Origin of the sequence: Teichococcus wenyumeiae (assembly GCF_003696345.1) — a bacterium.
GTDB lineage: Bacteria > Pseudomonadota > Alphaproteobacteria > Acetobacterales > Acetobacteraceae > Pseudoroseomonas > Pseudoroseomonas wenyumeiae.
On sequence record NZ_RFLX01000022.1, the window covers coordinates 49,641 to 62,695 of the forward strand.

A 13,055-nucleotide genomic window follows, 5' to 3' on the forward strand; every position below is an offset into this window, starting at 1 on the left:
TCCGCCCACCCGGCCGGAGCCGGATGCCAGTTCCAGCAGCGCCCTGGCCATGCCGGCGCTGGAAGTCTCCGGCCTGTCGCATGCTTATGGCGCCCGGCGCGTGCTGCATGAGGTGTCGCTGCGCGTCATGCCGGGCGAGTTCACGGTCCTGCTCGGCCCGAATGGTGCCGGCAAGAGCACGCTCTTCGCGCTGCTGACGCGGCTTTTCGACGCGCGTCAGGGCAGCATCCGCATTTTCGGGGCTGAGCTGCGGCGCCAGCCGGGCCTCGCGCTCGCGCAACTGGGCGTGGTGTTCCAGCAGCCGACGCTCGACCCCGACCTCAGCCTGCGCCAGAACCTCGCCTATAGTGCGGCGCTGCATGGCCTCGGCCGCGCGGAGGCCAGGGCGCGGACCAGCGAGGAACTGGCGCGGGTCGAGCTCGCACACCGCGCGGAAGAGGTGGTACGCGGCCTCTCGGGCGGGCAGCGGCGCCGGGTGGAGATCGCCCGCGCCCTGCTGCCCCGGCCGCGCCTGCTGCTGCTGGACGAGCCGACCGTGGGCCTGGATGCCGCCAGCCGCGCCTTCGTGCTCGACCATGTCAGGCGATTATGCCAGGAGGAGGGACTGGCGGTGCTCTGGGCCACGCATCTGATCGACGAGGTGGATGCGGCGGCGCGGGTGGTCGTGCTGCATCAGGGTCACGTGCGTGCCGCCGGAACGGTGGCGGAGATCCTGGCGGCGGGCGGCGCCGGGACATTGCGCGAGGCCTTTGCCCGCCTGACCGGCGAGACCAGGGAGGCCGGGCCATGACCCGCCACGGCATGCTGCGCTACCTGCGCTGCCTGGAAGGCATCGTGCGGCGCGAGGCCCTGCGCTTCGTGCAGCAGCGCGGCCGTTTCTTCTCGGCGCTGGTGCGGCCGCTGGTCTGGCTGATGATCTTTGCCTCGGGCTTCCGCTTCGTGCTCGGTGTCTCGATCGTCCCGCCCTACGAGACCTATGTCATGTACGAGGAATATGTGGTGCCCGGGCTCTGCGCCATGGTGCTGCTGTTCCAGTCCATGCAGAGCAGCCTCTCCATGGTCTATGACCGCGAGATGGGCAGCATGCGCATGCTGCTGACCAGCCCGCTGCCGCGCTGGTGGCTGCTGGGCTGCAGGTTGCTGGCCGCCGTGCTGGTCGGCGTGCTGCAAGTCTATGTCTTCCTCGCCATCGCCTGGTTCTGGGAAGTGCGGCCGCCGCCGCTGGGCTATCTCTCCGTGCTGCCGGCGCTCATCCTGTCCGGTATGATGCTGGGCGCGCTGGGGCTGCTGCTCTCGGCGCGCATCCGGCAGCTGGAGAACTTCGCCGGGGTGATGAACTTCGTGATCTTTCCGATGTTCTTCGCTTCTTCCGCGCTGTACCCGCTGTGGCGCGTCAAGGAAGCCAACCTGACCCTCTGGTATATCTGCCAGGCCAATCCCTTCACGCATGCGGTGGAGCTGATCCGCTTCGCCCTCTATGGCCGCCTCGATGTCACCGCGGCTGCGGTTGTCGGCGGGGCGCTGCTGCTGTTCGGGAGCCTGGCGGTTCTGGCCTATGACCCGGCGCATGGCGCCATTGCGCGCCGCGGCGCGCCGGCAGTGGCATGATGACCTTCCCTGGCCTGAGATCCACCGTCCTGCCGGCCCTGCTGGCGCTGGGCATGGCCCTATCGGCCGCCGCCGGCGCCCGCGCCGCGAACGCGGCGGACCCGGACTGGCCCTGCGTGCAGCGGCTGGTGCCGAACCTGACCGCCGCCGGCGTGTGGTCCGGGCCCGTGCCGCCCCCGGGCGATGCCTGGCGGCAGGTGCCCGATGTCGCCGCCCTGGTGACCCGCATTACGCCCAGCGCGGTGCGGGAGGAGGCCGGCCTGCGGATGATCGGCGACTTTGCGGCGCCGCTGGATGCCGAGGCGCGTCGGCGGTTGCTGCCGCTGGTCCTGTCCGGCACCCTGGCGGAAACCAACCAGGTGCGCGGGCAGATCATCGAGCGGATCGGCGCCTTCGCCCGCCGCCAGCGCGGATTGGCGGACACGGTGCAGCACCTGACCGAGCAGCTCGACGCCTCCGGCCCGGAAGCAGAGAAGCCGGACACGGCCGGCGATGCCAAGGCCCGGCAGGCCGAGCTGCAGCAGCGCGTCTTCTTCGCCACCAAGACCTTCCAGGATGCCGAGCGCACCCTGCGCTATATGTGCGAGGTGCCGGTGCGGCTGGAGGCACGCTTCGGCGCCTATGCGCGGGCGCTGGAAGCCGCCTTGCCCGCGCCGCCCTGACGCCTGTCAGGGCGCGCCAGGGGCCGGATGGAGCTCTTGCGTGGGCAGGCCCGCGGCCTCCCAGCCATCGCTGCCCTCCGCGTACCAGTACACGGCGCGCCAGCCCCATGCCGCCAGCCGGCGGGCGGCGTTCCAGCTCATCCAGCATTCCGACAGGCAGTAGAAGACGAGGGGGCTGTCTCGGTCACCGCCGGTCGCCGCCATGACCGTGTCGCGTAGCCAGGCTTCCTGCGCCGCCGAGAGCTGGCCCCGGCCCACCTCTGGCAGCCAGATGCTGCCGGGTATGCCGAGCCTCGGCGCCGGTCGCCACAGACTCCCGGCCGGCAGGCCCTCCGGGCGGCGCGCGGCCGGCAGCACATCGAACCAATGCGCCCGGCCGCTGCGCCACAAGGCCGCCGCCGCCGCGGTATCCAGCGTAGTGGCGCCGGGGGCCGCAGGCGGCGTTGGCGCGCGGTAATCGCCCATGCGGTAGCCATCGGGCACCACGACCTCGGCCGCCGCTGCCGCCGGCACGGCCAGGGCGAGCAGCAGGGCACAGGCCGTGTATCTCACGGCGTGGTCGTGCTGATGCGCCCGCTGGCATCGAGCAGCGGCACGCCGAAGTCGCGCAACACCGCTGTGATCTCGGCCTGCCGGTCCCGGATGGCGGCATTGACGCGGCGGCGCCATTGCGGCTCGTTCGCACGCACCCCCATTGTGATGCGGTAGTCCATACGCGCGGCGCCCGGGGCGCTGGGCAGGGCCCGCATGGTCAGCGGCAGATGCTGCACGTGGATCTGGTAGCCGGCGATCGGACCCCAGACCAGCGCCACATCGATCTCGCCCGCGGCCAGGTCGCGTAGCATCTGCGCCGCCGGTGCCTCCACGCGCGTATCGACAACCAGGGCATAGGAGCGGGTGCGATCCAGCAGCCCGGCCCTCGCCAGGAGGTCGACCGGCGGTGTGCGCGCAACGACCCCGAAGCGCAGGGCACGTTGCGCCGGGTCCGCGAAATCCTCCGGCGGGGCAGGGCTGTCGTTGCGGAACACGGCGACGTAGGTGGTGTGGTAATAAGGGTTGGTGTTCTGCATCACCTCGTCGCTGGCCACCGTGCCCATCACAAGGTCGCAGCGGCGCAGCCCCAGGGTGTTGCGGACGAAACCCTGCACCTGCGGAAAGAAGATGGTGCGCACGGGCAGGCCCAGCGTATCGCCCATGATCTGGGCGATGCGGTTCTCGAACCCCTCGCCCTTTTCATTGGAGAAGGGCAGGTTCGCGGGATCGGCGCAGACGCGGAGTTCCTCCTGCGGCACGAGTTCCCCTGTCTGGGCAAGGGCCGCCATGGACTGGAGCCCGCCGACCAGCGCGCACAGGCTGAGCCAGAGGCCAGTCCGTGTCACTGATTGGCCACCCGCTGCGGCCGGCCCCGGCCGAGGGCGCCATCGGAGCGTGCCTTGAGGTAGCCATAGATATCTTCGATATAAAGGACCACGTCCTCGACCTGCCCGAAGGGAGGCATGACGTTCTGCTGCGACGTGGTCACGTTCTGCCGGCCGTTGATGACCACTTCAGTGAACTGCTCATGCGTCAGGTGCTTCAGTGACTCGACGAGGCTGGGTGCGAAGCTGCTGCCGGCGCCGTCCTGGCCGTGGCACCGTTCGCAGGAATTGCCGTAGCGGCGGTAGCCATTATAGGTGCCTTGATCCACGCGGCCGCCCTCGATCTTGTAGGGCGCCTCCTGAGGCGCTGCGGCGGGTTGCTGTGCGGCAGCGGACAGGCTGACGGCGCAGCAACCTGCTGCGACGACCGCTCGTAAGATCCTCATGCGTGACGTCTCCATCCGGTTCCAGAGCAGAAAGGGCCGGCTCTGGGGCAGCCGGCCCGTGCAGTTCTCAGGCGCCTGGGGGCCTGTGTGTCAGTTCGGCAGCGCGAAGACTGTCAGCACCCCGCCAAGCTGCGTGTAGTTGGCCAGGGACTTGTAGGCACCGACCGCGCCGAGGCCTTCCGTATCGCCCTGCAGGCCCGCCGCCATGCCGATGCCGGCCCAGCCACCGACCCCGGACAGCACGGCGATGTATTGCTTGCCATTGTGGGTATAGGTGTTGATGTTGCCGATGATGCCGGACGGGGTGCGGTAGCTGAACAACTCCTTCCCGTCACGCGGGTCCACGGCCTTCAGGTAGCCGTCCAGCGTGCCATAGAAGACGACATCGCCGGCGGTCGCCAGGGCACCCGACCAGACGGAGAAGCGCTCCGGCTTGGACCAGGCGATCTTGCCGGCGCTGGCGTCCCAGGCAATGAAGTTGCCCATGTTGTCCGAGCCCTTCGGCGGGAACATCGACAGGGTCGCGCCGATGAAGGGCTGGCCCGCGGTATAGGACACGCGGAACGGCTCGTAATCCATGCAGACGTGATTGGTCGGCACATAGAACATGTTGGTGCGCGGCGAGAAGGCCGCAGGCTGCTGGTCCTTGGTGCCGAGCGCGGCCGGGCAGATGTTCTGCGTGTTCTGATCCTCGCCGCCCTGCCGGGTCGAGAATTCCCGCACCACCTGCGGCCGGCCCGTCTCCATGTCGACCTTGGTTGCCCAGTTCACCGCGGGGTCGAATTTCTCGGCCACCAGCAGCTCGCCGTTCTCACGGTTCAGGGTATAGGCGAAGCCGTTGCGGTCGAAATGCACCAGCGCCTTGACCGGGCGGCCACGGACCGTGATGTCCGCAAGGATCATCTCATTGACGCCGTCATAGTCCCATTCGTCATGCGGGGTCATCTGATAGACCCAGCGGGCCTGCCCGGTATTGGCATCACGGGCGAAGATGGTCATCGACCAGCGGTTGTCGCCGGGCCGCTGCACAGGGTTCCAGGTGCCGGGGTTGCCGGTGCCGTAGTAGACAAGGTTCAGCTCGGGATCATAGGAAAACCAGCCCCAGGTCGTGCCGCCGCCGATCTTCCACTGGTCGCCTTCCCAGGTTTGCAGCGAGCTGTTGGGGCCGACGGGCTTGCCCAGATGCGTGGTCTTCTGCGGGTCGACCAGGATTTCATTGTCCGGGCCCACCGAGTAGCCGCGCCAGGCCATGGAGCCGTCGCGGAGGTTGTAGGCCGTGATGTGGCCGCGTACGCCGAACTCGCCGCCGCTGATCCCCACCAGGACCTTGTCGCCGAACACCATCGGCGCGGCGGTCATGGTCTCCCCTTTGCCAGCATCGCCGTTGCTGACACTCCAGGCCACGTTGCCGGTCTTGGCATCCAGCGCCACCAGCTTCGCATCGGCCTGGGCCAGGATGATCTTGCCATCGCCATAGGCGACGCCGCGGTTGACGGTGTCGCAGCACATCACGGCAATGACGCTCGGGTCCTGCGTGGGCTCGTAGCGCCAGATGATGCGCCCCGGGTCCTTGAGGTCGAGAGCGAAGACGCGGTTGGGAAAGGGCGAGTGGATATACATCACGTCGCCCAGGACGAGAGGCCCGCCCTCATGCCCGCGCAACACGCCCGTGGAGAAGCTCCAGCTTGCCTGCAGCTTTCCTACGTTGTCGCGGGTGACCTGATTGAGTTCGCTGTAGCGATGATTGGCGTAGTTGCCTGTCGGCATGACCCATTGGTTGGGATCACGCTGGAGCCTGAGCAACTCCTCGTTGGCACTGGCGCTGCCGATGCAGAGCCCAAGCAACGCTGTGGAGACAGCGAATTTCCTGAACATGACCGCCCTTCCATGTGTGCCGGTCACCAGCAAACGCCGCCCGGCGATTCTTCTTGGTGGTTTGGGCAATGGCCGCTCTGCGACAGGTGGCATGGTCACCTGCAGGTGGAGCAGGGGTTTGTTCGCCCGATGGAATGGTATTTCCCTTTTCAGGAAAGCGGCAAGTATAAATTGGGGCCTTGGGCTTTGCGGCTGCGTCTTGGTCCGATTCCAGGCCTGCGCTCCCATTTTCCGCGCTGCAGCAACGATGTCTGCCGGATCAGATCGGCGTCTGCCGCGCCTGGGCTGGCTGGCAGCGCCATTTTGCGATGCGGTAGGCCGGGTGCTGCTCGGCCCATCTGGCCGCCCGGAACTGCGCCTGCGTCATGCAGGCTATCAGGGATTCTCCGGCGAATTCCGGCCATTCCTCCCGGCAGGCGGTCGGGGAGGACAACAGGCACACGGTGAGCACCAATTCGATCATTATCGCCCCACTCTGATGGAATGCGCTTGGACTGGCCGCGACCGGGCAGGATGACGGCGGCGCGGCGTCATATTGTGCATACGGCCCGGAAAACCCTTTACAAGAATAATGCGCGGGAGGCTGATGCGGAGTCCGGGCGCAGCAACGGGAGGAACACATCATGGTGCAAATCACCCGCCGGACGACCATGCTGCTGGGAGTGTTGCTGGCACCGGCGGCGGCGGGTGCGGAGGAAAAGCCGCCGCCACTGAGCTCGGCGCAGGTAGCCTTGTTTGAAACACCGCACCTGGCCGGCATACTGGCACCGCTGAAGCTCGACTACGCCTTCCGCCGTGAGGAGGAGGGACACCCCGCGGTGACGGACCGCATCACTCTGGATGTGCGGCGTGTCGAGGAGAATGGCCGCCATGATGTCTACCCGGAGTTCCTGACCGGAGAACGGCGCATCCATTATCCTCCCGCCATGGGCTTCCTGGGCAATCCCTTGCTGCTTTTCGCGCTGGATCGCGACACACGGGAGTTGTCGGCAGCCACAGGAGGATCGGTGAACTGGTTCCGTGGGCGCTTCCGGGCCGCTCTGCTAGAGAAGGCCACGTTGAGGCACGGTCAGGTGCCCGCCGCCGGCCAGCAGGCGCCTGTTCAGGCAACCATGGTCGAGCTGACGCCATTCGAGAATGAGCGGCGTGCAGGCCGCTTCCAGACCCTGCGCTATGTTTTCACCCTGTCCGATGCTGTTCCTGGCGGAATCATCGACATGCGGAGCACGGTCCTGGCCGGCCCCGATGGGCCGGCGGTGACGGAAAGCATCACCTTCGAAGGCGCGCGCGCGCCATGACCGCCGGGCGCATCCTGCTCGCGGCCCTTCTGCTGCCGGTGGCCGCCTGGGCCCATGACTATCCGACAGCCGTCAGGGCCGATTATGTGCTGGGCTGCATGGCCTCAAATGGCAACACCCGGCTGGCGCTAGAGAAATGTGCCTGCGCGATCGATGCCATCGCGGAGCAGCTCCCCTTCTCCCGCTATGAGGAAGCTGAAACGGCTCTCCGCATGCAGGCAGTCCCACTGGGCGAGCGGGGCGCCATGTTCCGCGACCCACCGGAAATCCGCCGTGCCGTGGAGGCGTTGCGGCAGGCGCAGGCCGAAGCGACGCTCCGCTGCTTCTAGCCGTGGCTGCCGGGAGACTGCTCTCGCAGGAATGCGCAGGCGGCCATGAAGACGCCGCCCGGGCACCGGCGCTCATGGGCAGATGCGAGGGAAGTCCTCTCCCTCTTCTATTTCAGGGTGCCGAGATAGGCGATCACATCGGCCCGCTGCTGCGTATCCTTGAGGCCGGCATAGATCATGCGCGCGCCTGGGATATAACCCCGCGGGTCCGCGAGGTAGCTGTCGAGCGTCGCGGCGTCCCAGGTCTTGTTCGCCTCCTTCAGAGCCGGGGAGTAGTTGAACTTCGGCGCTTCTGCTGCGTGCCGGCCGAAAACGCCGGCCAGGCTCGGGCCAACCTTGTTCTGTCCGGCCTGCACGGAATGGCAGACCATGCACTGGCGGTTGTAGATGGCCTGGCCCGCCTCTGCATTTCCGGCCGGCACCTCCTGCGCCATGGCCGGAGGAAGCGCCGTCAACAGGACGGCCAGCATCATCAGCCCAGAAAAGCCCCGCTTGCTCCGCATCCGGTTATTCTCCCTTCTTCTTCTAAACGCCCAGCCGCAGTCCTGGCGATGCCACGCCGTCCCATGTGGCGCATGCACCATCATGCCGGCACGACGACGCCCTTGTCCGAGAGTTCCTGCAGCAACGGCAGGATATCGGCCTCGATGACGGCCTGCGGCGCGGCGTAGCGGGCGGCGAGTTCCTCCGCGATCTGCGCCACGCTGCGGGTGCCATCGATCAGGCGCAACACCTCCAGCGCCGTGGGGTCCGGGATGAACATGCGCTCTGGCGCCAGAACCACCCAGCGGTCGCGCGCGGTGTCGTGCCGCAGCCTCGCCCCCCGCCCAAGACAAAGCCGGCTCTCCGGCCCCAGCACCGTCACGGCATGGCCTGGAGCGCGGCGTCCGGGCGGCTGACCCGCACGGCGCAGAACTTGAACTCCGGGATCTTGCCAAAGGGGTCGAGTGCCGGGTTGGTCAGCAGGTTGGCGGCCGCCTCGGCATAGCAGAAGGGCAAGAAGACCATGCCCGCCGGGACATCGCGATCCGCGCGGATCTTGAGGTCGACGGTGCCGCGCCGCGTTTCCAGCCGCACCTGGTCGCCGGCGGCAAGCTCCAGTCGGCGCAGATCGGCCGGCGAGAGGAGCGCCACGGCCTCCGGCTCCAACAGGTCCAGCACGTCCGAGCGCCGGGTCATCGACCCGGTGTGCCAATGCTCCAGCACCCGGCCGGTGGAGAGCACCATGGGGTAGTCGTCATCGGGCACCTCGTCCGGCGGGGTGACCCGCGCGGGAACCAGGCGGGCGCGCCCGCTGACGGTTGGGAAGCCTGTGGCGAACAGGATCTCGTTGCCCGGCCTGTCGGCGGCATCGGTGGGATAGGTCACCGCGCCTTCGCGCTCCAGCCGCTCCCAGGTGATATTGGCGAAGGAGGGCATCACCTGCGCCATCTCGGCGAAGATCGCCGCCGGCCCCGCATAATCCCAGCCGAGGCCGAGGCGCCGCGCCATCTCCTGGATGATCCACCAATCCTGCCGCGTCTCCCCCGGCAGTGGCACCACCGGGCGGGCCAGCTGCACGCGGCGGTCGGTATTGGTGAAGCTGCCGGTCTTTTCCGCGAAAGCCGAGGCGGGCAGTACGACATCCGCATGGAAGGCGGTCTCGGTCAGGAAGAGGTCCTGCACCACGAGATGGTCGAGCTTCGCCAGGGCCTCGCGCGCATGCTGCAGGTCCGGGTCGGACATGGCGGGGTTCTCGCCCTCGATATACATGCCGCGGATGGTGCCGGCATGGATGGCATTCATGATCTCGACCACCGTCAGCCCCGGCTCGGGGTCCAGCGTCGCGCCCCAGAAACGCTCGAAGGCGGTGCGGATGTCCGGTCGCGCCACGGGTTGGTAATCCGGCAGCACCATCGGGATCAGCCCGGCATCGGAGGCGCCTTGCACGTTGTTCTGCCCGCGCAGCGGGTGCAGCCCCGTGCCGGGCCGGCCGATCTGGCCGGTGATCAGGGCCAGCGCGATCAGGCAGCGGGCATTGTCGGTGCCATGCACATGCTGGCTGATGCCCATGCCCCAGAAGATGATCGCGCTGCGCGCGCGGGCATAGAGCCGCGCCACCTCGCGCAGTGTCGCGGCCGGGATGCCGCAGACCGCCTCCATCCGCTCCGGCGCGAAGTCGCGGATGCGCGCGCGCAGCTCGGCGAAGCCTTCGGTATGGGCATCGACATACTGCCGGTCGAACAGCTCCTCCTCGATGATAGTGTGCAGCAGCGCGTTCAGCAGCGCGACGTCGCTGCCCGGGCGGAAGGCCAGATGATGCGCCGCATGGCGCGAGAGTTGCTGCCGGCGCGGGTCCATCACCACCAGCTTGGCACCCCGCTGCTTCACCGCGTTTTTGATGAAGGTGGCGGCCACCGGGTGGTTCACCGTCGGGTTGGCGCCGATCACCACGATCACCTCAGCCTCCAGCGCGGCGGCGAAGGGCGCCGTCACCGCCGCCGAGTTCAGCCCCTCCATCAGCGCCGCGACGGAGGAGGCGTGGCAGAGCCGCGTGCAGTGATCGACATTGTTGCTGCCGAAGCCGGTGCGGACCAGCTTCTGGAACAGATAGGCCTCCTCATTGGAACCCTTGGCCGAGCCGAAGCCGGCCAGCGCCTTCGGCCCCTGCGTGTCGCGCAGCCGGCGCAGCCCGGTCGCGGCGAGGTCCAGCGCCTCCTCCCAGCTCGCCTCGCGGAAGTGGGTCCAGGGATTGGCGGGGTCCACCTGGTCCTCTGCCCGCTTGGGGACATCCGCCCGGCGGATCAAGGGCCTGGTCAGCCGGTGCGGGTGTTGCGCGTAGTCGAAGCCGAAGCGGCCTTTTACGCAGAGCCGGTTGTGGTTGGCCGGGCCGTCGCGCCCCTCGGCATAGACGATGCGGTCGTCCTTCACTTGGTAGGTGACCTGGCAGCCGACGCCGCAATAGGGGCAGAGCGAATCCACGCTGCGGTCGGGCCAGACCGTCCGCACCTGCCGCGCATCGAGATAGGCGGCCGGCATCAGGGCGCCGGTCGGGCAGGCCTGCACGCATTCGCCGCAGGCGACGCAGGTGGAGGCGCCCATCGGGTCGTCGAAATCGAAGACCACCTTGGCGGCGGCATTGCGGTTGGCCATGCCGATCACGTCATTGGCCTGCACATCACGGCAGGCGCGGACGCAGAGGTTGCACTGGATGCAGGCATCCAGATTGACGCGCATCGCCGGGTGGCTGGCATCCGGCGCCCAGCGCGGCAGGGCGGGGAAGCGGCTCTCCGTCACCTCCATCCGGTCGGCCCAGTCCCAGAGGCGGGAGCTCGGGTCGGGCGAGGCCTCGCGCGCCGGCTGGTCGGCCAGCAGCAGTTCCATCACCAGCCGGCGGGCGCGCCCGGCACGCTCGCTGGCGCTGCGCACCTTCATCCCGGGTGTCGGTTGGCGCATGCAGGAGGGGGCGAGGACACGCTCGCCCTCGATCTCCACCATGCAGGCGCGGCAATTGCCGTCGGGCCGGTAGCCCGGCTCGGGCCTGTGGCAGAGATGCGGGATCTCGGTGCCGAGGCGGTGCGCCGCTTCCCAGAGGGTCTCGCCCGGCATGGCCTCGACCATGGCGCCATCCAGTTCGAAGGCGATGACCTGGCTCATGCGGGGTGCCCCTCCTCGGCGGCGAATTCCGGGAAATGGCGCAGGAGGCTGAGCAGGGGGTTGCTCGCCGCCTGGCCGAGGCCGCAGATCGAGGCTTCGCGCATCACCTCGGACAGTTCACGCATCAGCGGCAGGTCCCATTCCTGCCGCTCCATCAGCAGCCGCGCCTTCTGCGTACCGATGCGGCAGGGCGTGCACTGGCCGCAGCTTTCATCCTCGAAGAAGCGCATCACGTTCAACGCGGCGGCGCGCAGGTCATCGGCCTGGGACAGCACGATCACGGCGGCCGAGCCGATGAAGCAGCCATGCGGCTCCAGCGTGCCGAAATCCAGCGGCAGGTCGGCCATGGCGGCCGGCAGGATGCCGCCTGAGGCACCGCCCGGCAGGAAGGCCATCAGCTCATGGCCTTCCGCCATGCCGCCGCAATGCTCCGCCAGCAGCTCGCGCAGCGTGATCCCGGCGGGCGCCAGCTTCACGCCAGGCTGCCGCACGCGGCCTGAGACGGAAAAGGAGCGCAGCCCCTTGCCGCCGTGCCGCCCCTGCCCGGCCCACCATTCCGGGCCACGTTCCAGGATGTCGCGCACCCAGTAGAGCGTCTCGACATTGTTGATCAGCGTCGGGCGGCCGAAGAGGCCGCGCTGGAAGGGAAAGGGCGGCTTGTGCCGGGGCAGGCCGCGCTTGCCCTCCAGGCTTTCCAGCAGCGCCGATTCCTCGCCGCAGATATAGGCGCCGGCACCGCGCCGCAGGTGCAGCACCGGGCCGCCTGGCGGCAGCCTGCCGATCTCGTGGCTGAGAATCTCCCGCGCCAGGGGATACTCGTCGCGCAGGTAGATGAAGACCTCCTCCGCTTCCACCACATGCGCCGCGATCAGCGTGCCTTCCAGGAAGCGGTGCGGGTCGGTGTTCAGGTAATGGCGGTCCTTGAAGGTTCCGGGCTCCCCTTCGTCGCCATTCACCGCCATGAGCCTTGGCCCGGGCTGGCCACGCACCGCGCGCCATTTGCGCCCGGTGGGGAAGCCGGCACCGCCGAGGCCGCGCAGCCCGGCATGTTCCAGGGCGGCCATCACCGCCTCGACATCCAACTCGCCGCTGCGCAGGCGCCCGAGCAATTGATACCCGCCGGCCGCGCGATAACGGTCCAGATCGACATAATCGGCCATGTGCGGCTGGGTATCGCCCTGGCTGACCGCCTCCAGCACCACCGCCGGCGTGGCACGGTGCAGGAAGTGGTGGCCGACCTCGACCACCGGGGCCTGGTCGCAAAGGCCGAGGCAGGGCGCGCGCACCACCCGCATCTCCGGCATTGCCTGACTGGCCAGAGCCTCGTGCAGCGCCGCAGAACCGTGCATGGCACAGGTCAGGCTATCGCAGACCCGCACCGCCAGGGGCGGCAAGGCCGGCTCATCCTCCTTCACCACATCGAAATGGGCATAGAAGGTGGCGACCTCATAGACCTCGGCATAGGAAAGCCGCATCGCCTCAGCCAGCGCCGCCAGCAGCTCGGCCGGGATCTGGCCATGCCGGTCCTGGATGCGGTGCAGATGCTCGATCAGCAGGTCGCGCCGCCTTGGGCTGTCGCCCAGCAGTTCCTCGATGGCCTCCCGCGCCTCGTGCCCGGCCTGACGCCCTCTGGGCAGGACACGCGCCTGCCGCCGGCCGGAGCCAGGATGCTCTGGTCGCCGCAGGGGTCCTGTCACAGCCTCTCCCATCTTCGCCGAACTCACCGTCAGTAGATCACGACGCCACGGATGCTCTCGCCCCGGGTCATGAGGTCGAAGCCCTCGTTGATCTGCTCGAGCGGCATGGTGTGGGTGATCAGGTCATCGATGTTGATCTTGCCCTC

The 13,055-nt window shown here is 68.3% G+C and carries 14 protein-coding genes and 1 pseudogene; 5 read left to right on the forward strand and 10 right to left on the reverse strand.

What is annotated here, in order from left to right; translation table 11 throughout:
- Positions 1 to 49: 49 nt before the first annotated feature.
- From EBE87_RS21245 to EBE87_RS21255, 3 genes are read left to right on the forward strand one after another with little or no spacing between them, the layout of a single operon-like run.
- Positions 50 to 790, forward strand: coding sequence for an ABC transporter ATP-binding protein (locus EBE87_RS21245; RefSeq protein ID WP_120638348.1), 741 nt, complete (start codon positions 50 to 52; stop codon positions 788 to 790).
- Positions 787 to 1,608, forward strand: coding sequence for an ABC transporter permease (locus EBE87_RS21250; RefSeq protein ID WP_120638335.1), 822 nt, complete (start codon positions 787 to 789; stop codon positions 1,606 to 1,608). Before EBE87_RS21245 ends, EBE87_RS21250 begins: the two co-directional genes overlap by 4 nt.
- A complete protein-coding gene (locus EBE87_RS21255) occupies positions 1,605 to 2,270 on the forward strand; it encodes a hypothetical protein (protein WP_147426054.1) in 666 nt (221 codons plus the stop codon). Before EBE87_RS21250 ends, EBE87_RS21255 begins: the two co-directional genes overlap by 4 nt.
- 6 nt (positions 2,271 to 2,276) lie before the next feature.
- Here EBE87_RS21255 and EBE87_RS21260 read toward each other — a convergent pair whose 3' ends face one another.
- From EBE87_RS21260 to EBE87_RS21280, 5 genes are all read right to left on the reverse strand, one after another.
- On the reverse strand, positions 2,277 to 2,822 hold the full coding sequence (locus EBE87_RS21260) for a rhodanese-like domain-containing protein (protein ID WP_233553196.1): 546 nt from the start codon (positions 2,820 to 2,822) through the stop codon (positions 2,277 to 2,279).
- Entirely contained in the window at positions 2,819 to 3,649 is an 831-nt protein-coding gene (locus EBE87_RS29845) for a substrate-binding domain-containing protein (RefSeq protein WP_147426055.1), read from the reverse strand. Before EBE87_RS29845 ends, EBE87_RS21260 begins: the two co-directional genes overlap by 4 nt.
- Complete coding sequence (locus EBE87_RS21270) at positions 3,646 to 4,089, reverse strand: c-type cytochrome (RefSeq protein WP_199707357.1); 444 nt, start codon at positions 4,087 to 4,089, stop codon at positions 3,646 to 3,648. The genes EBE87_RS29845 and EBE87_RS21270 overlap by 4 nt, the downstream gene beginning before the upstream one ends.
- 75 nt (positions 4,090 to 4,164) lie before the next feature.
- Positions 4,165 to 5,949, reverse strand: coding sequence for a methanol/ethanol family PQQ-dependent dehydrogenase (locus EBE87_RS21275; protein WP_120638340.1), 1,785 nt, complete (start codon positions 5,947 to 5,949; stop codon positions 4,165 to 4,167).
- A 259-nt stretch (positions 5,950 to 6,208) separates the two neighbouring features.
- Positions 6,209 to 6,400, reverse strand: coding sequence for a hypothetical protein (locus EBE87_RS21280; protein ID WP_233553197.1), 192 nt, complete (start codon positions 6,398 to 6,400; stop codon positions 6,209 to 6,211).
- 172 nt (positions 6,401 to 6,572) lie between these two features.
- Here EBE87_RS21280 and EBE87_RS21285 point away from each other — a divergent pair, with 172 nt between their 5' ends.
- Both EBE87_RS21285 and EBE87_RS21290 read left to right on the forward strand, forming a co-directional pair.
- Positions 6,573 to 7,247 (forward strand): hypothetical protein, encoded by a 675-nt coding sequence (locus EBE87_RS21285; RefSeq protein ID WP_120638342.1) that lies wholly within the window; start codon positions 6,573 to 6,575, stop codon positions 7,245 to 7,247.
- A complete protein-coding gene (locus EBE87_RS21290) occupies positions 7,244 to 7,576 on the forward strand; it encodes a hypothetical protein (protein ID WP_120638343.1) in 333 nt (110 codons plus the stop codon). The genes EBE87_RS21285 and EBE87_RS21290 overlap by 4 nt, the downstream gene beginning before the upstream one ends.
- A gap of 107 nt (positions 7,577 to 7,683) precedes the next feature.
- On the opposite strand, the gene EBE87_RS21295 is transcribed toward EBE87_RS21290, so the two are convergent.
- The 5 genes and pseudogenes from EBE87_RS21295 to EBE87_RS21315 form a co-directional block, all read right to left on the reverse strand.
- On the reverse strand, positions 7,684 to 8,049 hold the full coding sequence (locus EBE87_RS21295) for a c-type cytochrome (protein WP_120638349.1): 366 nt from the start codon (positions 8,047 to 8,049) through the stop codon (positions 7,684 to 7,686).
- A gap of 110 nt (positions 8,050 to 8,159) precedes the next feature.
- A complete protein-coding gene (pqqD, locus tag EBE87_RS21300) occupies positions 8,160 to 8,441 on the reverse strand; it encodes a pyrroloquinoline quinone biosynthesis peptide chaperone PqqD (RefSeq protein ID WP_120638344.1) in 282 nt (93 codons plus the stop codon).
- Positions 8,438 to 11,212: a formate dehydrogenase subunit alpha gene (gene fdhF, locus EBE87_RS21305; protein ID WP_120638345.1), complete on the reverse strand. Its 2,775-nt coding sequence runs from the start codon at positions 11,210 to 11,212 to the stop codon at positions 8,438 to 8,440. The genes pqqD and fdhF overlap by 4 nt, the downstream gene beginning before the upstream one ends.
- Positions 11,209 to 12,909, reverse strand: coding sequence for an NAD(P)H-dependent oxidoreductase subunit E (locus tag EBE87_RS21310; RefSeq protein WP_233553198.1), 1,701 nt, complete (start codon positions 12,907 to 12,909; stop codon positions 11,209 to 11,211). Before EBE87_RS21310 ends, fdhF begins: the two co-directional genes overlap by 4 nt.
- Positions 12,910 to 12,938: 29 nt before the next feature.
- Positions 12,939 to 13,055, reverse strand: a pseudogene (locus EBE87_RS21315) (S-(hydroxymethyl)glutathione dehydrogenase); the annotation flags it as partial.